The following is a 25,617-nucleotide window of genomic DNA, read 5'->3' as shown; positions in this document are numbered from 1 at the left end:
TTAGTGCTTCTCCCCTGCCGGGCTGGTGCTGCGCAGTGGGACTCGATCTTGAGCAATACGGCCATCCCTGACGACCAAAATCCGATCTGCCTGGGACGCAATTTGTTCATCGTGGGTCACCATGACAACCGTTTGCCCGAGCTCATCGACAGCCGAGCGCAGCAGTTCTAAAACCTCAGCGGTCGACTCCGAGTCAAGGTTTCCCGTCGGCTCATCAGCAACAATCATCGCCGGACGAGCCACCAAAGCCCGCGCCACCGCGACGCGTTGCACCTGCCCGCCAGACATCTCCTTTGGCCTATGGCGCAGCCGATTCTCTAGGCCCAGCATACGAATCACTTTCGCCATAAACTGCTTGTCTTCCGCGCTGGGCGTGTGCCCCCGCAGCTTCATCGGCAGCAAAATATTGTCCTCTGCGCTCAGCGTGGGAACCAGGTTAAAGCTTTGGAAAATAAACCCAATCTCCTCCCGGCGGAACACCGTCAACGCGTCATCATCCATGGAGGTGATGTCATGCCCATCAACCACCACCTGCCCGGAAGTCGGATTGTCCAAACCCGCCAACACGTGCAATAACGTCGATTTGCCGGAACCCGAGGGGCCCATGATCGCCGTGAACTGCTGCCTGCCGATAGTCACATCGACGCCATCTAAAGCCTTCACGGAAGCTTCGCCGCTTCCATAAACCTTCGTCACTTTCCGAAGCTCCACAATCGGTGTGCCCGGTGTGCTCATCATGCCTCCTTGGCTGGAAAACCTTGTACTTTCTAGTTTTCACCGTCCAACAACACAGCACATCGGGGAAGACCCTGATTAATACCCCTAAAGGCGCGCAGACGCCGGCTCGCCCAAAGCCTGACCAAAACCCCTCCCATCCCTGCCCCCTGCGCGAGAGTGTCAGATGGTTTGTGTGTGACGTGTTAAATCACCACCCATCGAGGAGGATGCTCCACAATGACCACCATGACCACCCGCGACCCGCAAGACAAAGCCCGGCTTAAACAACTAGAGAAGCGACTGATGTCCAGCCCTGAACTCGCCGAGATCCTCAAAGAGTTCGCCACATCATCAACCGACATCAACGACATGGTGCGTTCGATGATCCAGACCGGGATCAACACCGCACTGCAAGCCGAAATGGACGCCCACCTCGGTTACCAAGCAGGAGACCGCACAGGCAAAGCCCGCCACGGCACGGCCGACAATCACCGCAACGGCTCCTACAACAAAACCGTCCAGTCCCAGTACGGGCCTATCGACATCACCGTGCCCAGGGATCGCAGCGGCAGCTTCACCCCACGGATGGTGCCCAAAGGAGCCCGCAGGATCACCGATGTCGACGACCTGATCATCTCTCTGTATGCCGCAGGCACCAGCCTTCGTGACATCCAGCACCACCTGGCCACCACGTTGGGTGTGGATTTGTCGCATGAGACGATCTCCCAGATCACCGACCAGGTCCTAGATGAGGTACTTGCCTGGCAGCACCGGGACTTAGAGGAGTTCTACCCGGTGATCTACCTGGATGCTTTGCGCATCAAAATCCGTGATGGTGCCCGGGTCGTCAACAAGGCCTGCTATATGGCGGTCGGCATCACCATGGAGGGTACCCGGCAGATCTTGGGGCTGTGGATCGCAAACAATGAGGGCGCGGCGTTTTGGGCCCAGGTCTGTGCGGAGTTGGCTAACCGTGGGGTCAAAGATGTGTTCATCGTCTGCTGTGATGGGCTGAAAGGTTTCGAACAGGCGGTGCAGGCCACCTGGCCTGATGCGATGGTGCAGACCTGTGTGGTGCACCTGATCCGCACCGCACTGCGGTGGGTGGCGGCAAAGGACCGTAGCGCGGTCGCGGCTGCTTTGAAGAAGATCTACACCGCTGCAACGGCAGAGCAGGCGCTTGCGTTTTTGGACGAGTTTGATGCCAGCGACATGGGGCTGAAGTATCCGCAGGCGGTGAAGGCTTGGCGGGATGCGTGGGAGCGTTTCATACCGTTTTTGCAGTTCCCGCCGCAGGCGAGGAAGGTTGTCTACACCACGAATGCGATCGAGTCGATGAATGCGCAGTTGCGTAAAGCGACAAGGAATCGGGGGCAGTTTCCTAATGATGCTGCCGCGGTCAAGGCGTTGTGGTTGATGATCTGCCACATCGAGGACCGGCAGGCGGAGAAAACGAAAAAGAAGGCCGGGCGTGCCCGTGCGGGAACGAGCCGGTTTGTTGAGGGGGTGCGTGTGACTGGGTGGGTTGCGGCCATCAATCAGCTGTCAGCACATTACCCGGATCGGTTCGAGCCTTACCTGTAAGCCGAAGTTCACACACAAAAAACTTGACACACTCCCCCATCAAGATGACGATCAACCAAACAAGCTTTGAATAACCTGCAATCTTGTCGATTTTCGTCCGCCAGAGCTTCCACAATGAAACCAAAATCAGGATTGCTTGCAGGGTAATGAGCGCTGAGACGATAACTAAGACCGATGGTGGTAAATCCCGCAGGTTATCGACGTTATTCATGGTGGTTCTCCATTTCCCGGTTGATGTTTGCAAGTGTTGTGTGAACTAGAGCGACAAAAATGCCAACTGTGCTCAGCGGGAGGGAAACAACCGCGAGCAAGGGCCAGGGATTTACTGCGTTGGGGCGCGCCGCAGACAACCGTGTCGCCTGCACACTCAACATGCACATCATCTGCATTCCAAGGGCTGAAGAAGCAGTAAGTAATTCAGCCCCTGTTGGCGACTGCTTTTGTCCTCGCTGCATTGCGCGCGTCGAAATAACAGCGGAAGAAACACTCACGAGGCACGGAAAGAGGGCAGCAACCGGTCCAGGTCGCTGGTTCCTTGGCTTTCCCGACAGATGCCAACTCGTGGGAGCTTCCGCCAGCTTGGCCACGGGAATCGCACTGACAACAGTTAGTGCTGCGCCGATCTTTGGGGCATGCGCAAGAAACCGTTCTGTAGCCTTATCGACGTACTTTCGCATATCGGGTAGCGAATCATCCGGACGTAACAGCCCGGCCTTAACTGCTAGGGCACCAATGTTGATATCCCAACCGACCCCGACAACCTTCGGCACGAAGATCTCAGGATTTTCCGTTTCATACAGGTTTAAGATTCTTTCCTGGCTGCCTCTACCAAAAGCGACCGGCACACCAAAAATGCGATAGCCACCCTGCTGGTCAGGTCGAAAAAACTGTGTTAAATCCATCGCCCTAAACTTTCTTGTCCTGAATGTGGGCCATGACCGTGTCGACTGATCTTGCGATTGCAGACCATTCACCGTGAAGATCCAACAATTTCGATCTCCCCTTTGAAGACAGCGAATATATTTTCCGTGGTGGCCCTACTGGCGATTGCTCCCACTCGGTCTCGACAAAACCTTGTTTTTTTAATCTGGCCAGCAATGGGTAAAGGGTTCCTGTTGTGATTTCGATTCCGGCTAGTTCGCTTAATCGCTCAATCAAGGCCGCACCATAGGTGGGTTGAATTTCTATGACCCCTAGAACGATTAATTCCAGGGCTCCCTTTCGGAGTTGTGACTCTGCCGTGGCATTGCCTTTCTATGCGCTCGTGATGGGCTTCCAAAACCCACTACCTTGCAAAGCAAGGTACTAAATCTGACACTAGATGACCACCACTGATGTTGCAAGCAATTACCAAATAAACCTGCCCCGAGACCCCAGAAAACACCCCACAATCCCCCCGTCAGGAACAAAACGCTCACCACGGCACGAACAACTAAGTTGAATGCGATTCCAACACCTGGACGATGGAGAAACCCTCTAGATCCCCCTAGTCCCCCAAACCAAAACCCCAAACGAGAAACCCTTCGTCAAAATTCTGAAGGAAAACCTCGTTCGGGGCCAAACGCGATAAGCGGTAGAAAATTGTGCCCCAGAGAGGAATCGAACCTCCGACACCGGCTTTAGGAGAGCCGTGCTCTATCCACTGAGCTACTAGGGCCAGACACCACCAACTGACAGCCCCACAAAAGTGGGGCCACTGGTGCGCGCTGACACATAGGTTACAGCATCCCTCAACGCTGGCAATCATTCGCCCATCCCCTAGGCCCCGCGCACGCCAAGCAACCCTTTTGGGGGTAATTGAGGTGGTGAATCTGCAAACATTTTGGGCGGATTCCGGGCACCCCGGGTGGATTCGTTCTAGGGTGGATAGTAACCGTATTAACTACAGCGCAGACGTGATTGTTTGGTGCTGCGCTGACTGTAACTTTCAAGGGGAACTCCATGACCGCAAAGCCCACCTTCACTGACATCAACGGCAACAAGGTTCTGTGCACCCTGGCCGACCAGAACGACTTCGAGTACCTCGAGATCGACCGCCTCAACGAGGACGGCACCAAGGAGCGCCTGCTCACCCTGAACATGTACGACGCCAAGAAGCTCAACGGCGCCTGCGAAATGTTCATGGCTCGCACCATCGCCAAGAACTTCTCCGACATGAACGGTCAGCTCACCCCGAACGACCGTAACTCCATGTTCGACGACTCCGACGACGAGTAAAAAGCTTTCACAATCTCCGCGCATCCGCGCGAAGAACAGGTGGCTCTCACGCACCTGAAAAATGGGGCTGGTCTTGCAGATTTTCAGCAAGACCAGCCCCTTTTTGTGCGCCCACTGCCCTTATATGGCCAGATGGCGAACACTGCCCGCCGGCCTTGAACTGGAAGGTGTTTTCCGGGTCAAGGCCAGCGGGCAGGTGCAGGGCTAGTTGGTTTTGAGGTTGTCGGAAATCTTCACCTCAACTCGGCAGTGATTCACCACGTCCTCGACGGTGATTCCGGGGGCGAGCTCTACCAGGAGGAAACCGTCCTCGGTGATGTCGTAGACACCCAGGTCGGTGATGACGCGCTTGACGCACTGGGAACCGGTCAGCGGGTAGGTGCAGCGGTGCAGCAGCTTCGGCTCGGTGTGCTTGTCGGAGCGCTGCTCCATCAGGGCGATGACGTGATCGACACCGTTGACCAGGTCCATGGCCCCGCCCATGCCGTTCATCTTCTTACCCGGAATACCCCAGTTGGCAATATCGCCATTTTCGGCCACCTGCAAGGACCCGAGAATCACGGCATTGATCTTGCCGCCGCGGATCATCGCGAAACTCATGGACGAGCTGAAAGTCGCAGAGCCGGGCAGCAGCGTGATGGTGGCCTTGGAGGCGTTGATCAGGTCCGCATCGACCTCGTCCTCGGTGGGGCTGGGGCCGATGGACAGGATGCCGTTTTCTCCCTGCAGGGTGATATCGACCCCGTCGGGCACGTGATTAGCGACCAAGGTGGGAATGCCGACACCAAGGTTCACGTAGTCGCCGTCGTTGAGCTCCAGGGCGGCACGGGCGGCGATGCCGTTACGGGTCCAGCCCTTGCCGTCCTCCCGCACCAGCGGCTCGTGGTGGGCGATAGCCTCGGTGGGATCCTCGCCGCCCTTCGGGCGGGTGATGACGATCTCGATGGGCTTGTTCTCCGCCTGCTCCGGGGTGAGCTGAAGAATGCGGTCGACGAAAATGCCCGGCAGGTGAATCTCGTTCGGATCAAGCTCCCCGACCTCGACGACGTGCTCCGCCTCCACCACCGTGATGTCGGCACACATGCCGGCTTCCATGTTGAAGTTTTGCGCCGTATTGCGGAATACGCAGTTGCCGGCCTTGTCGACCTTGTGAGCACGAATGAAACCAAAATCGGAGGTGATGGCGCGCTCGAAGACATACTCGCGTTCCTGGCCCTGGAATTCCAGCACCCGGGTTTCCTTCGGCTGCGACTGCTTGCTCACTCCCCCTTGGCCGTCAAACATTTCCGGCAACCCGCCTTCGGCCACGAAGGTGGAGGTTCCGGTGGCGGTGTAGAAGCCGGGAATGCCGGCGCCGCCGGCACGCATCCTTTCCGCCAGGGTGCCCTGCGGAATGAGCTCAACTTCGATCTCCCCGGCGAGGTACTGGCGCTCGAATTCCTTATTGAAGGAGTTGTGTGAGCCACCGAAGCGACTGACCAGCTTGCGTTCGACCAGGTGCGCCAAGCCGAGGGGGCCACGCTCCGGGTGGGAGCCGGGGTTATTGGAGTAGACGGTGAGGTTTCCGATGCCGCGTTCCGCGATTCCCTCAATGAGGGTGAAGGGGTTGCCGCAGATACCGAAGCCTCCGACAGTGATGGTCATACCGGGCTGTAGGCCGGCGAGTGCGTCATCGAGGGTGGTGACGAGTTTGTTCTTGCTCATGTGGTGATCCTCTTTCCAGGAAGGTCCTTTGTGGGGGTGATGGAACCGGGCCTTGGGCGGGCCTGGGGTGGGGATGTGACAAACGAAAATCGGATACGAATGGCGATTCGTTCTTTCACTAATGAGCTTGACGATAGCCTAGTGCTCAAAAATTGTGTCCGTCAACACATTTTCGGATTTTCCCCTGAAATTTTTATGCCCGTCTTCGCATTTGGGGGTGTTTTGCATATTTTTTCGCGAAAGTGCTTGCGCGTAAAAGTGATTGGGGTCATACTCGCAAATACGAATGGTGATTAGTTTTAGAGCTAATACGACAACTGCCTGACCGTCCCGCGACGTCAGCAGCGCACAACAGATTGTGATGCCAGCGCCCAAGCGCTGAGCCGGCAGCAGCCACCGCCACCACTTTTTGGGCAGCGGCTTGCAGCAATGACCGTGACAACACCCAAAACCACGAGAACAACCCCAGCAGTCCTGGCTGTTTCTCGTCGTCTTCTTTTTCTCTTCCACCACGCTTCCGACCGCGCAGGATCGCCACCCTTTATCCGCGGCTTGTCCCGCAAAGGGTAAGCGACAGCGCAGTCCCCCACTTTTAGGAGTTTCACATGAGCCACGATCTGCTCGGCCCCAGCACCGACTACTACCGCGTCCTCGACGACGTCTCCGGCGCAGACCTCGACGCTTGGCAGCGGGCCCGCGCCTTTGAGGCCGACTGCCTGCCCGTCATCAACGAGCACTGGGAAAAAGGCGAAACGCCCCGCGCCCTGATCAACCGCATGGCCGAACTCGACCTTTTCAACGATGGCCTCGACATTGCCGGTCACACCCAGCTCTCCCCCTTGGCTGCAGGCCTAGTCCTGATGGAGATCTCCCGCATCGACGGATCCATGGGCTCCATCATCGCCGTCCAGGCAGGCCTGGTCATGCGCGCCATCCGCACGTATGGCTCGCAGGAACAGCAGGACAAGTACCTCGAAGACTTGGCCAGCGCGAAGATTCTGGGGTCTTTCGGACTGACCGAGCCTGACCACGGCTCCGATGCGGTCTCGCTGGAAACCAGCGCCACCAAGGACGGCGACGAGTGGGTCCTCAATGGGCAAAAGCGGTGGATCGGCTTCGGCGCCACCGGAGATCTCACCATCATTTGGGCGCGCACCCCGGACGGTGGGGTCAGCGGCTTCCTCGTCCCGCAGGACACCCCGGGCTATTCCGCCGAGGTCATCACCGGCAAAGCCTGCCTGCGCGCCATCGACCAATCCCTGATCACCCTGAAGGATTGCCGAGTACCCGACTCCGCCCGCCTGCCGGGGGTCTCCAGCTTCAAGGATGTCTCCGCCGTGCTGTCCGCCACCCGCTCCGGGGTGGCGTGGATGGCGCTTGGCCACGCCATTGCCTGCTACGAGGCAGCCCTGGCGCATGCCCGCGAGCGCGTCCAGTTCGGCAAACCGCTGATCCACTTCCAGCTCATCCAACAGCGCCTGGCCGACATGCTCCAGCAGGTGACCTCGATGACCCTGCACTGCCGCCGCCTCGCAGACCTGGAGGCTGCCGGCAAACTCACCCCCGAGATGGCCTCCCTCGCCAAGGTGCACAACACCCGCCTGGCGCGCACCATCGCCGCTGACGCCCGCGACATGCTCGGAGGCTCCGGCATCCTGCTGGAAAACCACGTCATCCGCCACATGGTCGACATGGAAACGCTGCACACCTACGAAGGAACGGACTCCATCCAATCCCTCATCGTCGGCCGTTCCATCACCGGCAAGGGCGCCTTCGTCTAACCCGGCGCGCCACCCCTACACCTCCCTCCCCTTCGCGTGTCCTGCTGCTGCGGGGCACTTTTCACCACAGCATGCGCATCGTTTTGGTGTCGCATGTGGAAAGGTTTTCGATGAGCAACGTGGCTCGAGATATCTACATTTGCGCTGCTAAGCGCACACCCATTGGCACTTTCATGGGTTCCTTGTCCGGTTTTAGTCCTGCAGAGCTTGGTGCGATCACTGCGGAGGCTGCGTTGGCTCAGGCTGGTCTTGATGCCCGCCACGTTGATTCTTTGGTGGTCGGCAATATCATTGCGACCAGTCCGCAGACTTTGTATGTGGCTCGTGATATCGGGCGGCGTGTGGGGGTGCCGGATTCGGCGACTGCTTTGAATGTGAATCGGGCGTGTGGTTCGGGGGTGCAGGCTATTATTTCTGGCGCGTTGGAGATTGCTTCTGGCACGGCGGATGTGGTGTTGGCTGGGGGCAGTGAGGTGATGAGCCAGGCTCCGTACACCGTTGATGGGATGCGTCGTGGCAAGAAGATGGGCGATGGTCGGTTGACGGATTGGTTGACTGGTTTGCTCAGCTGCCCGTTCGGTAATGGTCATATGGGGGTGACTGCGGAGAATGTGGCGGAGAAGTATGGCGTTAGTCGTGAGGATCAGGATCGTTTTGCCGAGTTGAGTCAGTCTCGGGCGGCGGCGGCGATTGCTGGTGGGGAGTTTGTTGATCAGATTGTGCCGGTTGCGGTGAAGACGCGGAAGGGGGAGGTCAGTTTTGATACTGATGAGCATCCGCGTGAGACCACGGTGGAGACGTTGGCGAAGTTGCCTGCGGTGTTTGCTGAGGGTGGGTCTGTGACGGCGGGTAATGCGTCGGGCATTAATGATGGTGCTTGCATGTTGGTGTTGGCGTCTGGGGATGCGGTGCAGGAGCATGGGTTGTCCCCGTTGGGGGTTATTCGTGGGTGGGGTATTGCTGGTGTGCCCCCGGAGATCATGGGTATTGGGCCGGTTGCGGCGGTGCCGAAGGCGTTGCAGCATGCTGGTCTGAGCTTGGATGACATTGGGGTGATTGAGTCCAATGAGGCGTTTGCTGCGCAGGCTGTGGCGGTGAGTCGCGAGCTTGGTTTTGATGAGGCGAAGACGAATCCTCAGGGTGGGGCGATCGCCTTGGGTCACCCGGTGGGTGCTACTGGGGCGATTTTGACGACTAAGGCTTTGTATTACCAGCGTCGGAACAATGTGCGTTTCGGTTTGGTCACGTTGTGTATCGGTGGTGGCCAGGGTATTGCCCTGGTTGTTGAGAATCTTGCTTTCGATGGCGCGAAGTAGGGAGGACGTTATGAGTATTTCTGCGCGAGCGGTGACTGCGCCGCACACGATCACGATCGATAATCCCATCCGCCAGGCCACGGTTATTGGGGCGGGTTCTATGGGTTCTGGCATTGCGGCGCTGTTGGCGTCGAATGGGGTGCAGGTTTTGCTGTTGGATGTTCCGGATGGCTCAGATCGGGATGCTCGTGCGCGGCGGGGTCTTGAGTTGCAGCTGAAGCGGGGTGGGTTTACTCACCCGGATTTTGCGGACAACGTCACGGTGGGCAATACGGAGGATGATTTCGAAAGGATTGCTGATAGCCAGTGGGTGATTGAGGCTGTTTTCGAAAACCTTGAGGTGAAGCGGGATGTGTATGCCCGTCTTGAGGCTGTGTTGTCTGCTGATGCTGTGCTGAGTTCGAATACGTCCACTATTCCTTTGGCGCAGCTGTCGGAGCAGATGGGTGAGTCGATGGCGCGACGGTTTGTGATTACGCACTTTTTTAATCCGCCGCGTGTGATGAATTTGGTGGAGGTTGTTTCTGGTAAGCGCACTGATGCGGGGGTGGTTGAGCATATCTCGGAGGTGATTACGCACCAGCTGGGTAAGGTGGCTTTGCCGTGTCGTGATACTCCGGGTTTTTTGGCCAACCGGGTGGGGAATTTGTGGATGGCTGCTGCCGCGATTTTGGCTTTTGAGCAGGACATTTCTCCGGAGTTGGCGGATGCTATCAATCAGCGCATTTTCACTACTCCGCGCACTGGTGTGTTTGGTCTGTTTGACTACATTGGTTTGCAGTTGGTGCCTGATGTGTGGGGAAGTTTTTTGACGAAGGTCGATGAGTTTGATGCTTATCGGCGTTTCCGGGTGGATAATCATCCGTTGTTTACTGGCCTGATTGAGCGGGGGCTGACGGGCCGTACTGGCGAGTCGGGTATCTATAAGGGTCGTGAACAGGTCATTGATCCGGAGTCGATGACGTATCGGGATCGTCGCCCCGTGGAGGATGCTGCGCTGATGGCTGCGGATACGGCGGGTGTTGTGGATGCGGATTCGCCGGGTGGTCGTTATGCGCGGGCGGTGTTTTTGGAGGTGGTGCGCTATTGCGCGAGTATTGCCCCGGAGATTGCCGATAATGTCGATGACATTGATCAGTCCATGATTCATGGCTATTCCTGGAAGCAGGGGCCTTTTGCGCTTGCGGATGGGGTGGGCCTTGATGGTGTCATCAGCCGGATGGAGGCTGATGGTATTGAGGTGCCGGAGTTTTTGCGTACCGCGGCGGCTGCTGGTGGTTTTTATCCGGCTGCGGGTAAGTGTCTTTCTACTACCGGGCAGGTGGTGGATCGGCCTAGCACGACGGGCCAGCAGACGATTGCTGCGTTGGCTGCTGAGTGTGGGGTTGGGGAGAAAAATGATGATGCGCAGTTGATTGTGTTGCCGGATGGCACGGGTATTTTCAGCGCGTTGACGAAGCGTGGTTCTATGAGCCCGGCCGTGTTTGAGTTGCTGGATCGAGTGTGCGCGGACGGCAATCCCTTGGGGTTGCGCGCGTTGGTGCTGGCTTCGGATGATCCGCGCGCGTTTTGTGCTGGCGCCGATTTGGGGACCTTGGCGCAGGCTGGTGCTGATGGCGATGAGGCGCGTTTGCGTGAGTTTATTGACACTGGTGCGCGGGTGTTTGCGCGGATGCGTCAGGCGGAGTTCCCTGTTGTTGCTGCGGTGCGGGGTTTCGCCTTGGGGGGTGGGTTGGAGCTGCTGCTGCATACTGATGCGGCGGTGTTCCATCAGGACTGTGTGGTTGGTTTTCCGGAGCGTTCGGTGGGGTTGTTCCCCGGTTGGTCTGGCCCGCTGCGCGCGGCACAGCGGATTAGGGCGCACCTGGATGAATCGCCGGATCGTGACGCGCGGGCTTTGGCAAAGGCGTTTGCTTTGAGTCTGGAGACCACGCCGATGAAGGGCGCTTATGCGTTAAGTGCTGCGGGTTTGCTGGGTGAGCATGATCAGGTCATCGCTTTAGGTGCTGGTGTGTTGGATCAGGCGATTGTGGTGGCGCGCGAGTTGGCGCGTGACTATGTGGCTCCAGCTGCGGCTGAGTTTGTGGCCTATAAGGTCGGCGCTGGCCAGCCTGGTTTGGCTGAACAGTGGTTGGAGTCTGCAGACGGTGCCGATGAGGTTGATGGGCGTATCGCCCATGCGCTTGCACAGCTGCTTGAGGCTGGTGCGGACACCTCGGCTGCTGGTGGGATTCTTTCTGAGGCCACCTACTTGCAGCGCAATTGCGCGCTGTGTGCTCCCCTGTTGTGTCAGCCCGGTCACGCGGAGCGTGCTGCGGCGGTGCTCAGCGGTGCGGGACGTAAAAGGCGCTAGCCCGCGCTGTTTTTGGCCCAATCCCCTTTTGTTTTTGGGGGTTGGGCCTTTTTGGTTTTTGGGAGGGGTTGGAGTCGGTTAGGCGCCGACGGTGCGCAGCGCCATGTCTTGGTAGTGCGCGATCATTTCTTCCAGGCTGTATTCGCCGTCAGCGCGGTACCAGATGGCGACACCGATGCCCATGTCGATGAGTGCGTAGGCGGTCAGGCGGGGTTTTTCGCAGGTGAATTCGCCGGCTGCGTTTCCGCGCTCCAGGATGTTTACCCAGCGGGAGACGTAGTCGCGACGCAGCTGGGTCAGCATGGTGCGTTCTGGGTCTTGCAGCATTTTCACTTCGCGGTTGGCGACGAGGACTTCCTGCTGCCTTTGGGCGTGGAAGGTGAGGTGGCAATCCATGCTGGCCGCCAGCTGTTGGGTGGGGGTGGCTTTTCCGGCCAGGGCGGCGCCGTGGGCGGCGAGCAGGTCCATTTGGCTGTGGGTCATGATGGTCGCCAGCAGCTCGTGTTTGGAGGAGTAGTGGTTGTACAGGCTTGAGGCGCGCATGTCGATGCTGGCGGCAATGTCGGCCATGGAGGTGCCGTAGTAGCCGCGCTCGGCGAAAAGCGCCAGAGCTGCTTGGAGGATCTGGGCTTTGCGTTCGACCTGTTTCACGTCTCCCATTGTTTCATGGTGTGCAGGGTTTTCGTCGCAGCGGTGGGGGTTAAGGGGAACTTTTTGCGGTAGTGCGGTACCCCCACCCCCAAACTGTTGCTAAAGTGACAGCAGTTCTTTTATGCGATTGGATTGAATTAGCGTTGCTCATGGTGTTAGCTGCGCTGCCTTCGACACCCCACCCGCACCCTCGTTCGCCCCACGCGCAAACGCCCCTCTTTCTACCTGGAGTACTTCATGGCAATCACCCGCCGACACTTCCTTTTGAGCACACTGGCACTAGCCGGCGCCACCACCATCGGCGCGGCCCCCGCGCACGCCCGCCCAGTCATCGGCAAAGTACTGGACTACTCCGCCGGTGTTCCCAGCGGGCGGGCCGTCGCCGCCGCCGGCTACATCGGCGCCGTGCGCTATGTCTCCACCGCCCGGCCGGGTGCTGCGTGGATGCTCGGCAAGCCGGTCCGGCGCACCGAAACCAACGACTTCGCCGCCAATAAGCTCTCGATCGCCAGCGTGTACCAGTTCGGCGTTGGGCCCACCGCCGATTGGCGCGCCGGCGCCGCCGGTGCCGCCCAGCACGTTCCCCAAGCCATCGCCCTCCACCGCGCGGCGGGCGGCCCCATCAACCGCCCCATCTACATGGCCATCGACGATAACCCCACCCGCGCCCAATACCTCCAGCAGATCAAGCCTTTCCTCGTGGCCTCCCAAACCGCGCTGGCAGCTGCGGGATACCAGCTGGGTGTGTACGGCAACTACAACGTCGTCGACTGGTGCGTCAACGACGGCATCGGGCAGTTCTACTGGATGCACGACTGGGGCTCCCAGGGGCGTATCCACCCGCGGGCCAACATCCACCAGCTGCCCCAAAACCGCCAGGTCACCGTCGACGGCATCACCTGCGACGTCAACGACGTGTTCACCCGCGACTGGGGACAGTGGAGCCCCGGGGTAGTGGCACCTAGGGTTCCCGAAACCCACACCGACACCACCATCGAGCAACCCATCTACAACCCCGAGCTGACCGCCCCGCTGGGCGACGCCCTCGGGCTTAACCCGGAGGAGCAACAAGCCCTCAACGAGCTAGGCCCCCTCCTCGGCAAGCTCGCCGGTGGCGGCTCCTCCCTGTCCAGCTAGCCCCACACAAACACGCAAGGCCTCAACCCCGTTTTTTCCTTCCAGGGGTTGAGGCCTTGTGTGCGCCTAGAAAAACCTAGTCGTCTTTGTTGTTGGAGGGATGATCATCATCGATGGTGATCTCACTATCGGCACCGGTAGTGGACTTCGGGCGCTTCTTTTCCGCCACAGGCTCCACGGCGGCCTGCGCGCCGACAGTCGCTTCCTTTTTCGCCTTCGCTTCCGCAGCGCTGGTTTCCTGCTTGTACTCGTCGTGCTCTTCCCGGGCCGCGTTTTCCTTCTGCACGGGGCAGTCTTCCTCATCGTCCGGCCCAGGCAGATAAGTACCGGCAAAATACGCCATCATCGGGAACAGCAACACCGTTGCCGCGCCACAGCACACCAAAATCGAGGCAACGCCCTCATCAATCAGGTCGCGGCTAACAGCCACATCGGTCACCGCCACGATGATCGGCAAACCAGTCGCGGAATACAACGACAACTGCAGCTGATCGCGCAGGCCCACAATCCCGGAACCGGTATCGGTGAAACGCTCCGCGAGGAAAATCGGCAGGCCACGAGCCACCAGAATCACCAGCACACCCATCACCACCAGCCACGGCGCATCCTTGACCTCATCGATCTGGATGGACATACCGGAGGTAATAAAGAACACCGGGATCAGCAGGCCATAACCCATCACATCCAGGCGAGCCTCCACCGTCTTGCGGGCGCGCGGCGGAACCAGCCCACGCAGGATGATGCCGGCCGCAAACGCGCCCAAAACCACATCCAGCTCGAACACCGCAGCCAACGCCATCAAAGCGGTCAACAGCACAATCACGGCGCGCATAATCGTCTGCGAGGTGTGGCTCGCCCCGTCGCGCACCGCGCGCCCCACCCAGGGCACCAGGCGGGAAACAGTGCGCGGCACAAAGGCCACCAGCAGCGCCCCACCCATAAAGATCAGCAGGAACGCCAGAGTCGGCCACGTCGCGCGGGTCGACAGCAGCAACGCCATCGCAAACACCGGGCCGAGCTCACCGACCGCGCCATGAACCAGCACGCCGCGCCCCACCGGCGAATCCGACACACCTGCGGTCTTAATGACCGGCAACAGGGTGCCCATCGCGGTGGAACTGACCGCAATACCCATCACGATGCTGCGAAGAATGTCATCGGTTCCGAAAAACACCAAGGAACCAGACACCGCCAGCACCAGGGACAATAACCACACCGCGCTCGCGCTGCGGACCTGCTTGCCACGGATCGTATCCGGATCAATCTCCCAGCCGGCCAGCAAAAACAGCATGCCCAAGCCGAGTTCGCGCAGCAGCGCATTCGACCCATCCGAATGGGCCAGGTCAAGCACCTCCGGGCCGATGAGCACACCAAGCACCAGCATGAACACCACGCCCGGCACACGCTTGCGAGTCAAAAAACTCAACAGTGGCGACAGCAGTGCCGCGATGGCAATCCACATGATGGAGACGATGACGCCAGGCTCGACGGATGCTCCCGATGCGAGGATGGTCATGTTCTATGGGCCTTTCGTTGCGCTGGTCGTGCGCGAAGCTGAGGTCGACGGTCGCGGCGCCGACGGCGCCGCAGACATGGGTTTCGGTCCCTGCACAGCGGGACTGTGTGTTCGGGCAGATGATAGCGGAGCAGGCTCACTCGTAGCCACACTGCTACCGGAAGCAGACTCACGAGAAGTCGACACACTGCCCGCGGGTTTTTCGCTAGAAGTCGTCGGACGGCCGGTGGGTTTAGCCCGCGAGGTCGACGGTGTCGGCGGCGCCGGAGGAATATCGAAATACTTCCCCATCTGAGTGCGCACCAGCTTCGTCAAATCATCCGCCGAGCCTGTCACCGCGGCAGCGACAACAAAGTCCGGGCCGAAAGACACCGAGGAATGCAGATCCAGGTCATTCGACCAGCCCCACTTCGAGCCCTGCACGCCCGGCAAAATAGCGGTGCCGAAGTCCTGCTCATAACCATCCGCCGCGACCGGCTGCGCTTTACGCATCGCCGCTAGCACCGGGCTGCGCGGATCATCGCGCAGCTTTTGGGTGATATAGGAAACCACGTCATAGGTACTGGTGACGCTATAGCCCCAGGACTCGGATGCCCTGGTGGACAACAGGCCATATTTGCGGGCGGTCGCATCGATTGCGTCCGGGTAACGGGCATAAAGGTCTTCAGCCGCCGCATCGTCGCTGACCTCAATCATCTCGATGGCTTCCTCTGTGTCCTCCGGGGTGCCATGCTCGACCACGTAGTCGGCGATGTAGAGCTTGATCAGCGACAGCGCAGGCCGCGCAAAACGCTCCGTTGCGGTGCCGGTGTGAAAACCATCCGACAGGCGGGTGTAAGACACCTGCGAGCCGGTGGGATTGTTGACGAACAACTGCAGGTTCTCGTCCGACAGCTTCACCGTCTGCGGGTTGGGGGCATTACTCCCCGTCGCCCGCGGCTGAGAACTCTGCGGGGCGGTTTTGACTGTTTGACCACTGGAGTCGTGGGCGATCACCCACGGCAAGGTGGCGAGCGCGCACACAGAAACCACCACTGGCACTTTCATCAGCCAGTGGTGGTGCGGGGACCGCGTGGATCCCGGGGGCGCTGAGGTCATGCAGAACATCATAAACCTAGTGGGACTGAAAATAGCTACATCTGACCCCACCGCTGTAATTCGCTTGTGCTCTTCTCAAAAACGTTTCACCGGCGGTGGGTTTTCGCTCACAAAACACCCCGCCCGCTTGGCTTTTCTATACGTCGTAAAAAGCCAGCGGGCGGGGTGTGTGAATTTAGGTACTGCGAGTGCCGCGTGGGGTTCTCGCCGGGCGCTTGGGGCGAGGACCCCAGGCGGGTTGTGTCAGCGTGTCACCGAGCCGCCGGGGCGGCCTGCGCGTGGCCTGTGACGTGCCAGGCGGCTGGTGTGGCTAAGGGTTTTACAACCCGCCGTCGCAGCGACGTCTCTTAGTGGTCGACCGGGGCTTCGACACCGACACCGGTCAGGGAGCGAACTTCCATCTCGGCCTGCAGGTCGTCGAAGTTGTCGGGCTTACCAACCATGGTTCCAACGAAGCCGGCGATGAAGGCCAGCGGGATGGAGATCAGGCCGGGGTTGTTCAGCGGGAACCAGTGGAAGTCAACGTTGGGGAACATGGACTTCTCGAAGCCGGAAACTGCCGGGGAGAAGATGATGAGCACCAGGGCGGTGATCAGGCCGGTGTACATGGAGGCCAGTGCACCGGTGGTGTTGAACTTCTTCCAGTACAGGGAGTACAGGATGGTCGGCAGGTTGGCGGATGCTGCGATAGCGAACGCCAGGGCCACCAGGAAGGCGACGTTCTGACCCATGGCCAGGATGCCCAGCACGATGGAGATGATGCCGATGACCACCACGGTGATGCGGGAGACGCGGACCTGCTCCTCCTCGGTGGACTGGCCGTCGCGGATGATGGAGTGGTAGATGTCGTGTGCCACGGAAGCGGAGGCGGTAATCGCCAGGCCGGCGACGACGGCAAGCACGGTAGCGAAGGCGACTGCGGAAATAAGAGCCATCACGATGGGGCCACCGATTTCGAGAGCCAGCAGCGGTGCGGCGGCGTTTGCGCCACCAGGTGCAGCCTTGATGGCCTCGGGGCCGACCAGGGCGGCAGCGCCGTAACCCAGCACGAAGGTCATCAGGTAGAAGGAACCGATCAGGGCGATAGCCCAGGTAACGGAGCGGCGTGCTTCCTTAGCGGTCGGCACGGTGTAGAAGCGCATCAGCACGTGGGGCAGGCCGGCGGTGCCGAGCACCAGAGCCAGCGCCAGGGAGACGAAGTCCAGCTTGGTGGTGGAGGTCTTGCCGTACTTCAGGCCCGGATCCAGCACTGCGTGGTTGCCGTCGTGCATGTTGACAGCCTGCTGCAGCAGCTCGGAGAAGTTGCCCTTCACGCCGATCATGATGGCGATGGTCATACCACCGACACCGGCAATCAGCAGGACGGCCTTAATCATCTGCACGTAGGTGGTGCCCTTCATGCCGCCGAGCAGCACGTAGGCGATCATCACGGCGCCGACGACGGCGACGATGATGGACTGGGTGGTGCGGTCGTGGATGTCCAGCAGCACGGACACCAGGGAGCCAGCGCCGGCCATCTGAGCGATCAGGTAGAACAGGGACACGCCCAGGGTGCCGAAGGCTGCAGCCAGGCGGACCGGCTTCTGCTTCAGGCGGAAGGACAAAACGTCGGCCATGGTGAACTTACCGGTGTTTCGCAGCGGCTCAGCGACCAGCAGGAGGGCCACCAGCCAAGCGACGAAGAAGCCGATGGAGTAGAGGAAGCCGTCGTATCCGTTGAGGGCGACGGCGCCGACGATACCGAGGAAGGATGCGGCCGAGAGGTAATCGCCCGCGATGGCGAGGCCGTTTTGCTTACCGGAGAACTGGGCGCCACCGGTGTAGAAGTCGGAAGCCTCGGAGGTGGTCTTACCGGCACGCATAACGATTGCCATGGTGATGACAATGAACGCGACGAAGATGCCGATGTTCAGGATGGGGTTACCGACGTTCGGGGCGTCGGCTGCGTCTTGCGCGAGCAAAGTGAAGTGAGTCATCTCTAGCCCTCCATCTCTTCACGAATCTTGGTGGCACGGGGCTCGATCTCGGTGTTCGCGTAGCGAATGTAGAGCGCCGTGATGATGAAGGTGGTCAGGAACTGGGCGAGGCCCATGAACACACCGAGATTGACGTTGCCGGCGATGGACTTGGAGTACAGGCCGGGGTTGTAAATCGCGAGAAGCACGTAGATCACGTACCAAATGAAGAAGCACGCAGTCATCGGGAAGGTGAACTTGCGGAAGGTGTGCTTGAGATCCTGGAATTCGGGGCTGGCTTGCATGGCCCGGAACTCGGCGGCCGTGGGTTCACGGCGCGAGTCACGAGGCGTCGCTTGTGCGCTCATGTGTAGCTCAACTCACTTTCTTAAAACGTCACGGTAGGGATGGGTGTTTTGACCAGCGGTGCCGGGAAACTGTGCCGAGTGGCGCGCTTGCAGCCCAGGATGTTCCTGGCGGTGGTGGCCCATCGGTTCGCCTCCGGTGTTGTGACCTGCACCCTCCGCTGATGTGAAGGAGGAGGGATTGGCCGCAAGACTGTGGCGCTAGTCATAAACAACCGCTGTGTTATGAAAGTTACATAGCTCACATTGCAATGTGTAAATACTTGCCGAAAGTTTTCTTCGAAGCTTTCGCAAATCACCCCCGAAAATCGGCCAGCCTGGAAAAATCCCCTCCCCTGTTTCACCCCCGTTTTATCTCATTTTCGCTACTTGCAAACTTTGCAAAGCTGCACATTGCAATTGTTAATGCGTGCATAGCCATCAAACAGTCCCCCGAAAGGGCTAGAGATGGGCCGCATTACTCCCCCACCACGCCACCCACCGCCCCACAAACACCACCGTCGGCGAACCCCAGCCCCCTCATCCCTATCGCGGGGCGAGACATCATATATTGCCCCGCCCCAAAAGATCCCCCGCTTTGCCACTATTTCTTCGCAGCGTTGCGGACTCGCAAAGCCCCCACCACCCGGCCAATCCACCACGTCGCCTCAATACAGCCAGCACCCACCAGGCCGGCCGTAATCCCCTTGAGCATCAGCACGGCATTGGTGGCGTCCAGCTTCAAAAAGGTCGCTAGCGGCGGATAGGTAAAGATCAGCACGTAGGCGCCCGCGCATGCCAACACCAAAGATGCCCGCCACGCATTCCATGGGCGGGCCACCACGCCCAGCACCCACACCCCCATGATGATCAGCGCAGCAAACGCCGCCGTGGAGGCTTGGGTCAGCGCCTGTTCCGAAGCCGTTGCACCCGGATTAATCCACAGCCACAACGCCACGGTTAGGGCACCAATAATCACGCCCGAAGGAATCGCCAAGCGCAACACCCGGCGCGCAAACCCTGGTTGGGCGCGCTCCGCGTTCGGCGCTAGCGAGAGGATGAATCCGGGGATACCGATGGTGAACCAGCCCGCCACGGTGACGTGGATGGGTTGGAAGGGAAAGTTCATGGTGGCTAGGCCAACCACCAGCGCCAGCACAATCGAGTAAACAGTTTTGGTGAGAAAGAGGTTGGCGACGCGTTCGATGTTGCCGATCACTCGGCGGCCTTCGCGCACGACTTCGGGCAGCGTGGCAAAGGAGTTATCCAGCAGGACCAGTTGCGCGACGGAGCGGGTGGCTGCGGCCCCGGATCCCATGGCAACACCGATGGCGGCTTCTTTGAGGGCGAGCACATCGTTGATGCCGTCGCCGGTCATCGCGACGGTGCGTCCGCGGCGGTGCAGGGCGCGCACCATGTCGCGTTTTTGTTCTGGGGTGACCCGGCCGAAAACGCGGGCGCGGGCGACCACCTCACCGAAGGCTTGTGGGTCGTCTTCCCAGCGGGGCAAATCGCGGGCATCGACGACTTCTCCGGTTACTCCCACCGCGCGGGCGACCGCGCCGACGCTGGTGGCGTTGTCTCCGGAGATGATTTTGACTTCCACGCCTTGGCGTTGGAAGTACTCCACCGTGGCGGGCGCTTCGGGGCGGATCGCTTGTTCTACCACGACGAGTCCCCAGGGCTGGTCCACGACTGCGTCGTCGGGCACCGCCCCGTTGGCTTGCGCCAGGGCGTTATCCGACCGCACAGCACCGCAGGCCAGCACGCGCAGGCCTTTGGCGGCCAGGGTGTTGGCGGTTGTGGCCAGGGCTCCTGGGCCGAGCACAACGTCGGGGGCGCCGAGAACAAATAGATCTTCTTGGTGGTGTTCGGCGGATAGCTGCCAGGTGGAAAATTTCACCGCCGCATCAAAGGGGCGCACGCATTGGGCCTGGTAAGAGTGTTCTTGCTGGCGGTGGCTGAGTGCTTCGGCAATCGCGCGCATCGTGTCGTTGGGGGCGTCATCGGCGCGGGCTACCGCATCCAGGGCGGCCGCGATGAGGGGTTCTTCCACTCCGTCCGCGCATTCAATACCTGTCATGACCATGCGGTTTTCGGTCAGGGTTCCGGTTTTGTCGGCGCACACCACATCGACGCGGGCGAGCCCTTCGATGGCGGGCAGTTCATTGACGAGCGCTTGGCGTTTGCCTAGGCGCACCACCCCGACGGCAAATGCCACCGAGGTCATCAACACCAATCCTTCGGGCACCATCGGCACTAGTGCCGCCACCATCGCCAGGATGGCGCGGTTGAGTTCTGCCCCGGTTTCCGTCAGCTGCACCCAGATGGTGAGGAGACCGACGGGGATGAGCAGGAAGGTGATGACCCGCAGGATCTTGTCGATGCCTTTCATCAGCTCGGAGTCTGTCAGGCTGAAAGCGCCGGCTTCTTCCACCAGTTTCGACTGGTAGGAGTCACGTCCGACGGCGACAGCCTGGTACACGCCGGAGCCTGCGGTGACGAAGGAGCCGGACAGTACGGTATCGCCCGGGTATTTGTGCACCGGGAGGGATTCGCCCGTGAGCATCGACTCGTCCACATCGAGACCCGTGACGTGTCGGACCACCCCATCAACCACGATCTGGTCGCCTGCGCTCACCGACACCAGATCATCAAGGACTAGTTCGTGCTGGGGGATTTTTTGGGGCCTGCCGCCCCGGATTGCTGTGGCCGGGGCTTCCGCGAGGATGCTGAGCTTATCGAGGGTTCTTTTGGCGCGCAGTTCCTGAATGATGCCGATGGCGGAGTTGGCGATAATCAGCAGGCCGAAGGCGCCGTTGACGATGGATCCGGTGAAGATAACGCAGGCAAACAGCACGCCCAGGATGGCGTTGATGCGGGTCAGCAGGTTGCTGCGGATGATGTCTGCGGTGGTGCGTCCCGTTGTTCGGGTGGTTTCGTTGGCTTCGCCGCGGCGCACCCGTTCGTCGACGTCTTGGGGGTCAAGCCCGCTGGGGGCCGTGGTGGTGCGAAGCGTCAACTCGTGAACAACGGTCATACCCACTTATCTTAAAAGATCCCCGCTTATCCCCCACCGGGGCAGATGCGAGAAGAAAAACCACCCGCGCCACCGTGGCCTATCGGCCCGGGGTGCGGGTGGGGTGCGCTGTTTGGGGGTTTAGTGCCCGCGGAAGTGCGGGGCGCGTTTTTCGGCGCGCGCGGTGCGTGCTTCCTGGGCATCTTGGCTGGCCCAACACTGCTCGTAGGCGGCCTGCTGTTTGGCGGTCAGTTCGAAGCCGTAGCCGGCGTCGTTCAACACGTCTTTGAGGTGCTTGACAGACAGCGGGGCACCACCGGCCACCTGGTGGGCGAATTCGAGCGCCGCAGCACTATCCCCACCGCTGGAGGCAAACCCACTGACGAGGGCTTTTTCCTGGTCGACTTTCATCCCGGCGAGCATGATGGTGCGGGCATAACCGCCGCCGACGAGGTGCTCGGTGCGGCGCAGCGTCCAGTTGTCGAGGGCAAAACCCAGCTTGGCGGGCGGCACCATGAACCAGCCTGCCGGGCCCACAACCCGCAAATCGCAGGCCAAGCTCAGCTGGGTGCCCGCCCCCACCGCAGGCCCCTGCACGTCCGCGATGACCGGGTAGGGGAAGGAGATGATCGACTGCAGCATGCCATGCAGTGCGGCGTGAAAGGTGTCGCCGTATACGGAGCCCGACAGGTCTGCGCCGGCACAAAAAGCACTGCCCTCGCCCCGGATCAGCACCGCCCGGATGGGCGGGTCGACGGGCTGCTGTTCATCGACGGCCGCAATGTCATTGAGCACGGCAGCGATCTCATTGCAGGTGTGCTCATCGAGGGCGTTGCGCTTGTGTTCCCGGGTGATAGTGGCGATGAGGACGTGGCGGTCGACCTCGAGGCGCAGCACCTCGGAGGTGTGGGCGCGCAAGGTGTCGTGAAGTTGTGCGTGCAGATCCTGGCCGGTCATGTGCGCAGATCCCCCTTTGTGGTGTCTTCTGATTCGGCTGGGCCAGCGCGAGCGCTGACAGGGGCTGGTGGGTGTGGTCTTCCCCGGCACCGCGAATACTGCGGGGTACTCACAGGTGGGCAGATAGGCAAACGCGGGCGCGCCCGCCACCGCTGAAGGTGGGGAAACGCCCGCGAGCTGTCAACCGTGCTGGGTGCCGGTTCGGCAGTGTTGTCGGTTGTCGCCGGGGTATGTTTGTGATCCTAGCTTTCGGGCCAGACGCGCGGGTCGGGACCAATGCGATTTTCGTCACTATCGAGGGCGAGGATGCGGGACATTTGCTCCTCGCTGAGCACCAGGGATTGGGCGCGGAAGTTTTCCTCGATGCGCTCCGGGTTGCTGCTGCGGGGCAGGGCGCACAGCCCCAGGCCGAGCACAAAAGCGATGCAGACCTGTGCGGGGGTGGCGTCGAGTTCCCGGGCGATGTCGACGAGGACGGGGTTGTCCAGGATGCTGCCACGGCCCAGCGGGGACCACGCCTGGGTGACGATGTCGCGCTCCGCGTCGGCGGCGCGGATGTCGCTTTGGGAGAAGCCGGGGTGGAGCTCGACTTGGTTGACCACCGGCACGATTCCGCAGCGGGTGATCAGTTCGTCGAGGGCCTCGGGGTAGAAGTTGGCCACGCCGATGGATTGCACGGTGCCGTAGCCCTGCATTTTGGCCATACCGTCGAAGGCTTTGACCATGGAGCGCTGGGCCGGGCAGGGCCAGTGCAAAAGGTAGAGGTCGACGTAGTCGAGGCCGAGGCGTTCCAGGGATTGCTGGTAGCCGACTTCCGGTTCGTGGTGCTGGTCGTTCCACAGTTTGGTGGTGACGAACAGTTCGTCGCGGGTGACGTCGCCGGCGGCTACGGCATCGTTGATGGCGCGGCCGACCTCGGTTTCGTTCTTGTACAGGGAGGCGGTGTCGATGTGGCGGTAGCCGACCTCGATGGCGCGACGGACAGAGTTATAGGCGACATCGCCGGTGAGTTCCCACACCCCGAAGCCGAGTTGCGGCATGGGGGTCGAGTCGTTGAGCGTCAGCATCTTCGTCATACCCACCATTGAAACACTTCCGGGCCGTGTTGTGCAGGGGCCACGGGCGGGGCGTGAAGGGTTGGGGTGGTGTGGGGCCGGCAGCGGTGGGGGTGGTGGGGGTGTTTTTGGGTGATTTTCCGGACAGGTTTCGACACCGGGGCTACCGTGTTGTGTCATGAGTCGCACATCCGCACATGACCTTATTGACCAGGTTCTCGACCCCGACAGCTTCATCAGTTGGGATACTCCCCCGGAGTATGGGGACATTTCTGAGGATTACCGGGCGTCGCTGGCGCGGGCCCGGGAGAAGTCCGGGGTGGACGAGTCGGTGATTACCGGCGAGGGCACCGTGAAGGGCACCCGCGTGGCGTTTGTGCTCAGCGAGTTTGGTTTCTTGGGCGGTTCGATTGGGGCGGCCACGGCCCGCCGGATCATTGCTGGTATTCATCGGGCCACCCAAGAGCAGTTGCCGTTGCTGATTTCGCCGTCTTCTGGTGGCACCCGCATGCAGGAGGGCACCCCGGCTTTTGCGCTGATGGTCTCTATTACGACCGCGGTGTATCGCCACAAGGACGCCCACTTGCCGTTTTTGGTGTACTTGCGCAATCCCACCACCGGTGGGGTGATGGCCTCCTGGGGTTCTGCGGGTCATTTCACGTTTGCGGAGCCGGATGCGTTGTTGGGCTTCTTAGGCCCGCGCGTGGTGGAGTTGACCACCGGCACCCCCATGCCCGAGGGGGTGCAGTCGGGTGAGAACTTGGCTGCCCATGGGGTGATTGATGGGGTGCTGGATCCTAGCCAGCTGCGGGATGCGGTGATCAAGATTGTGGATGTGTTGCGTCCGACGCACCCGGATCATGATTTGGGCCCGTGGCCGCAAGATGCCGGTGAGCTGCAGCGCTCTGCGTGGGAGTCCATTGAGATCACGCGCCGCAGGGACCGTCCCGGGTTGCGGGATCTCACGGGCAAGCTGAGTAAGCATTTGATTGCCCTGTCGGGTACTGGCGATGGCCGGGTGGGGCCGGCGGTGACAGTGGCGATTACTCGCATCGGGCACCGCCCGGTGGTGTTGATTGGCCAGGATCGGCATGCGCAGCCCCCGCATGGTGAGGATGAGTTGGGGCCGGCGGCGTTGCGTTTCGCGCGTCGCGGTATTGCGCTGGCGCACGAGTTGAAGCTGCCGCTCATCAGCATCATCGATACGCCGGGTGCGGAGTTGAGCCAGCACGCCGAGGAAAATGGCATGGCGGGCTCTATTGCGCGTACTTTGGGCGAGCTGGTGGATGTGGATGTGCCCACGGTGTCGATCATTTTGGGTCAGGGCTGTGGCGGTGGCGCCTTGGCGATGTTGCCCAGTGATCGGGTGTTGGCTGCTGAGAATGCGTGGTTGTCGCCGCTGCCTCCGGAGGGGGCGTCTGCGATTATTTATCGCGACACCACTCATGCGCCCCAGATGATGGAGGAGCAGGGGGTGTCGGCGCGTGATTTGCGGGCTGCGGGCATTGTTGATGCGTTGATCCCGGAGAACCCGGATGCTGCGGAGGAGCCTGAGGCGTTTGTGGAGCGGGTGATTGCTGCGATCGATCACACTTTGTGGGAGCTGGATAATGCGCCGCAGCGGGTGGGCCGGGAGCAGCGTTTCCGCCACTATGAGCAGCTGGGGGATTCTCCCGCCTAGCGGGCATCGGGCGTGTGTTGCCCTTGAAAACAGTGACAGGCTGTGGCCTCGACCGTTTGGTCGGGGCCACAGCCTGTTTTTAAGGGGTGGGGTTTAGTGCACTTCGATCAGGTCGATGACGAAGATCAGGGTGCAGCCGGACAGGGGGTGTCCGAAGCCGGCGGGGCCGTAGGCGGCCTCCGGGGGGATGATGAGTTGGCGGCGGCCGCCTTCTTTCATGCCGGGGATGCCTTCCTGCCAGCCGGCGATGAGGCCGTCGAGGGGGAATTCGATGGCTTGGCCGCGGTCCCAGGAGGAGTCGAACTGCTCGCCGGTTTCAAAGTCGACGCCCACGTAGTGGACGGTCAGGGTGCTGCCGGGGGTGGCTTCTTTGCCGGTTCCGACGACCAGGTCGTTGATGACGATGTCTTCCGGCTTGGGACCCTGCGGGACCTCGATGACGGGCTTTTCCATTGTGGCTCCTTGTGCATAAAGCAAAAGTTGTTAGCGATCCAACCATGTGCCCGCGGCGCGTGCAGATGCTGCCTGGCGG

General features: G+C 60.6%; 21 protein-coding genes and 1 tRNA gene. 7 read left to right on the top strand and 15 right to left on the bottom strand.

Translation table 11 applies throughout. The features are described 5' to 3' along the window. On the bottom strand, positions 1 to 735 hold the full coding sequence (locus CAQU_RS03585) for an ABC transporter ATP-binding protein (RefSeq protein ID WP_211276146.1): 735 nt from the start codon (positions 733 to 735) through the stop codon (positions 1 to 3). A gap of 219 nt (positions 736 to 954) precedes the next feature. Here CAQU_RS03585 and CAQU_RS03580 point away from each other — a divergent pair, with 219 nt between their 5' ends. Further along, positions 955 to 2,301, top strand: coding sequence for an IS256 family transposase (locus tag CAQU_RS03580; RefSeq protein WP_075724155.1), 1,347 nt, complete (start codon positions 955 to 957; stop codon positions 2,299 to 2,301). On the opposite strand, the gene CAQU_RS12580 is transcribed toward CAQU_RS03580, so the two are convergent. From CAQU_RS12580 to CAQU_RS03565, 4 genes are all read right to left on the bottom strand, one after another. Then, entirely contained in the window at positions 2,252 to 2,512 is a 261-nt protein-coding gene (locus tag CAQU_RS12580; protein WP_157108885.1) for a hypothetical protein, read from the bottom strand. The genes CAQU_RS03580 and CAQU_RS12580 overlap by 50 nt on opposite strands. Then, a complete protein-coding gene (locus tag CAQU_RS03575) occupies positions 2,505 to 3,203 on the bottom strand; it encodes a DUF5808 domain-containing protein (RefSeq protein WP_075725299.1) in 699 nt (232 codons plus the stop codon). The genes CAQU_RS12580 and CAQU_RS03575 overlap by 8 nt, the downstream gene beginning before the upstream one ends. Before the next feature lie 4 nt (positions 3,204 to 3,207). After that, a complete protein-coding gene (locus CAQU_RS03570) occupies positions 3,208 to 3,489 on the bottom strand; it encodes a PadR family transcriptional regulator (protein WP_281248017.1) in 282 nt (93 codons plus the stop codon). Positions 3,490 to 3,885: 396 nt separating this feature from the next. Next, positions 3,886 to 3,958 (bottom strand) — tRNA-Arg (locus tag CAQU_RS03565). A gap of 284 nt (positions 3,959 to 4,242) precedes the next feature. Between CAQU_RS03565 and CAQU_RS03560 the strand changes: the two genes are divergently transcribed. Next, positions 4,243 to 4,518: a cg0963 family protein gene (locus tag CAQU_RS03560; protein ID WP_075725295.1), complete on the top strand. Its 276-nt coding sequence runs from the start codon at positions 4,243 to 4,245 to the stop codon at positions 4,516 to 4,518. A gap of 204 nt (positions 4,519 to 4,722) precedes the next feature. Here CAQU_RS03560 and CAQU_RS03555 read toward each other — a convergent pair whose 3' ends face one another. Further along, complete coding sequence (locus CAQU_RS03555) at positions 4,723 to 6,222, bottom strand: 3-oxoacid CoA-transferase (RefSeq protein ID WP_075725293.1); 1,500 nt, start codon at positions 6,220 to 6,222, stop codon at positions 4,723 to 4,725. Positions 6,223 to 6,827: 605 nt separating this feature from the next. On the opposite strand from CAQU_RS03555, the gene CAQU_RS03550 reads away from it, so the two are divergent. The 3 genes from CAQU_RS03550 (at position 6,828) to CAQU_RS03540 (ending at position 11,672) form a co-directional block, all read left to right on the top strand. Further along, the gene (locus CAQU_RS03550; protein WP_075725291.1) at positions 6,828 to 8,003 is read left to right on the top strand and encodes an acyl-CoA dehydrogenase family protein; all 1,176 of its coding nucleotides are present in this window, start codon (positions 6,828 to 6,830) and stop codon (positions 8,001 to 8,003) included. Positions 8,004 to 8,113: 110 nt separating this feature from the next. Continuing rightward, positions 8,114 to 9,319, top strand: coding sequence for an acetyl-CoA C-acyltransferase (locus CAQU_RS03545; RefSeq protein WP_075725289.1), 1,206 nt, complete (start codon positions 8,114 to 8,116; stop codon positions 9,317 to 9,319). 10 nt (positions 9,320 to 9,329) lie between these two features. After that, complete coding sequence (locus tag CAQU_RS03540; RefSeq protein ID WP_169836021.1) at positions 9,330 to 11,672, top strand: 3-hydroxyacyl-CoA dehydrogenase/enoyl-CoA hydratase family protein; 2,343 nt, start codon at positions 9,330 to 9,332, stop codon at positions 11,670 to 11,672. Positions 11,673 to 11,750: 78 nt separating this feature from the next. On the opposite strand, the gene CAQU_RS03535 is transcribed toward CAQU_RS03540, so the two are convergent. After that, positions 11,751 to 12,332 (bottom strand): TetR/AcrR family transcriptional regulator, encoded by a 582-nt coding sequence (locus tag CAQU_RS03535; RefSeq protein ID WP_075725288.1) that lies wholly within the window; start codon positions 12,330 to 12,332, stop codon positions 11,751 to 11,753. A gap of 228 nt (positions 12,333 to 12,560) precedes the next feature. Between CAQU_RS03535 and CAQU_RS03530 the strand changes: the two genes are divergently transcribed. Then, complete coding sequence (locus tag CAQU_RS03530) at positions 12,561 to 13,460, top strand: DUF1906 domain-containing protein (RefSeq protein ID WP_075725286.1); 900 nt, start codon at positions 12,561 to 12,563, stop codon at positions 13,458 to 13,460. Positions 13,461 to 13,536: 76 nt separating this feature from the next. On the opposite strand, the gene CAQU_RS03525 is transcribed toward CAQU_RS03530, so the two are convergent. The 7 genes from CAQU_RS03525 to CAQU_RS03495 all read right to left on the bottom strand — a co-directional run bounded on the left by CAQU_RS03525 (position 13,537) and on the right by CAQU_RS03495 (position 23,434). Continuing rightward, entirely contained in the window at positions 13,537 to 14,976 is a 1,440-nt protein-coding gene (locus CAQU_RS03525) for a cation:proton antiporter (protein ID WP_075725284.1), read from the bottom strand. Between the two features lie 3 nt (positions 14,977 to 14,979). Continuing rightward, positions 14,980 to 16,074, bottom strand: a complete 1,095-nt coding sequence (locus CAQU_RS12920; protein ID WP_211276130.1) for a hypothetical protein — start codon at positions 16,072 to 16,074, stop codon at positions 14,980 to 14,982. Positions 16,075 to 16,421: 347 nt separating this feature from the next. Further along, a complete protein-coding gene (locus CAQU_RS03515; RefSeq protein ID WP_075725281.1) occupies positions 16,422 to 18,050 on the bottom strand; it encodes a solute symporter family protein in 1,629 nt (542 codons plus the stop codon). 2 nt (positions 18,051 to 18,052) lie between these two features. Next, the gene (locus CAQU_RS03510; RefSeq protein ID WP_075725279.1) at positions 18,053 to 18,397 is read right to left on the bottom strand and encodes a DUF485 domain-containing protein; all 345 of its coding nucleotides are present in this window, start codon (positions 18,395 to 18,397) and stop codon (positions 18,053 to 18,055) included. A 580-nt stretch (positions 18,398 to 18,977) separates the two neighbouring features. Beyond that, on the bottom strand, positions 18,978 to 21,413 hold the full coding sequence (locus CAQU_RS03505; protein ID WP_075725277.1) for an HAD-IC family P-type ATPase: 2,436 nt from the start codon (positions 21,411 to 21,413) through the stop codon (positions 18,978 to 18,980). A gap of 120 nt (positions 21,414 to 21,533) precedes the next feature. Further along, a complete protein-coding gene (locus CAQU_RS03500) occupies positions 21,534 to 22,349 on the bottom strand; it encodes an enoyl-CoA hydratase (RefSeq protein WP_075725275.1) in 816 nt (271 codons plus the stop codon). Between the two features lie 242 nt (positions 22,350 to 22,591). After that, complete coding sequence (locus tag CAQU_RS03495) at positions 22,592 to 23,434, bottom strand: aldo/keto reductase (RefSeq protein WP_075725273.1); 843 nt, start codon at positions 23,432 to 23,434, stop codon at positions 22,592 to 22,594. 148 nt (positions 23,435 to 23,582) lie between these two features. Between CAQU_RS03495 and CAQU_RS03490 the strand changes: the two genes are divergently transcribed. After that, a complete protein-coding gene (locus CAQU_RS03490; protein WP_075725271.1) occupies positions 23,583 to 25,085 on the top strand; it encodes a carboxyl transferase domain-containing protein in 1,503 nt (500 codons plus the stop codon). 93 nt (positions 25,086 to 25,178) lie between these two features. On the opposite strand, the gene CAQU_RS03485 is transcribed toward CAQU_RS03490, so the two are convergent. Continuing rightward, entirely contained in the window at positions 25,179 to 25,538 is a 360-nt protein-coding gene (locus CAQU_RS03485) for an FKBP-type peptidyl-prolyl cis-trans isomerase (protein ID WP_075725269.1), read from the bottom strand. Positions 25,539 to 25,617 lie beyond the last annotated feature (79 nt).

Source organism: Corynebacterium aquilae DSM 44791 (assembly GCF_001941445.1).
GTDB classification, from domain to species: domain Bacteria; phylum Actinomycetota; class Actinomycetes; order Mycobacteriales; family Mycobacteriaceae; genus Corynebacterium; species Corynebacterium aquilae.
This window is presented reverse-complemented; position numbering and strand designations above follow the sequence as displayed.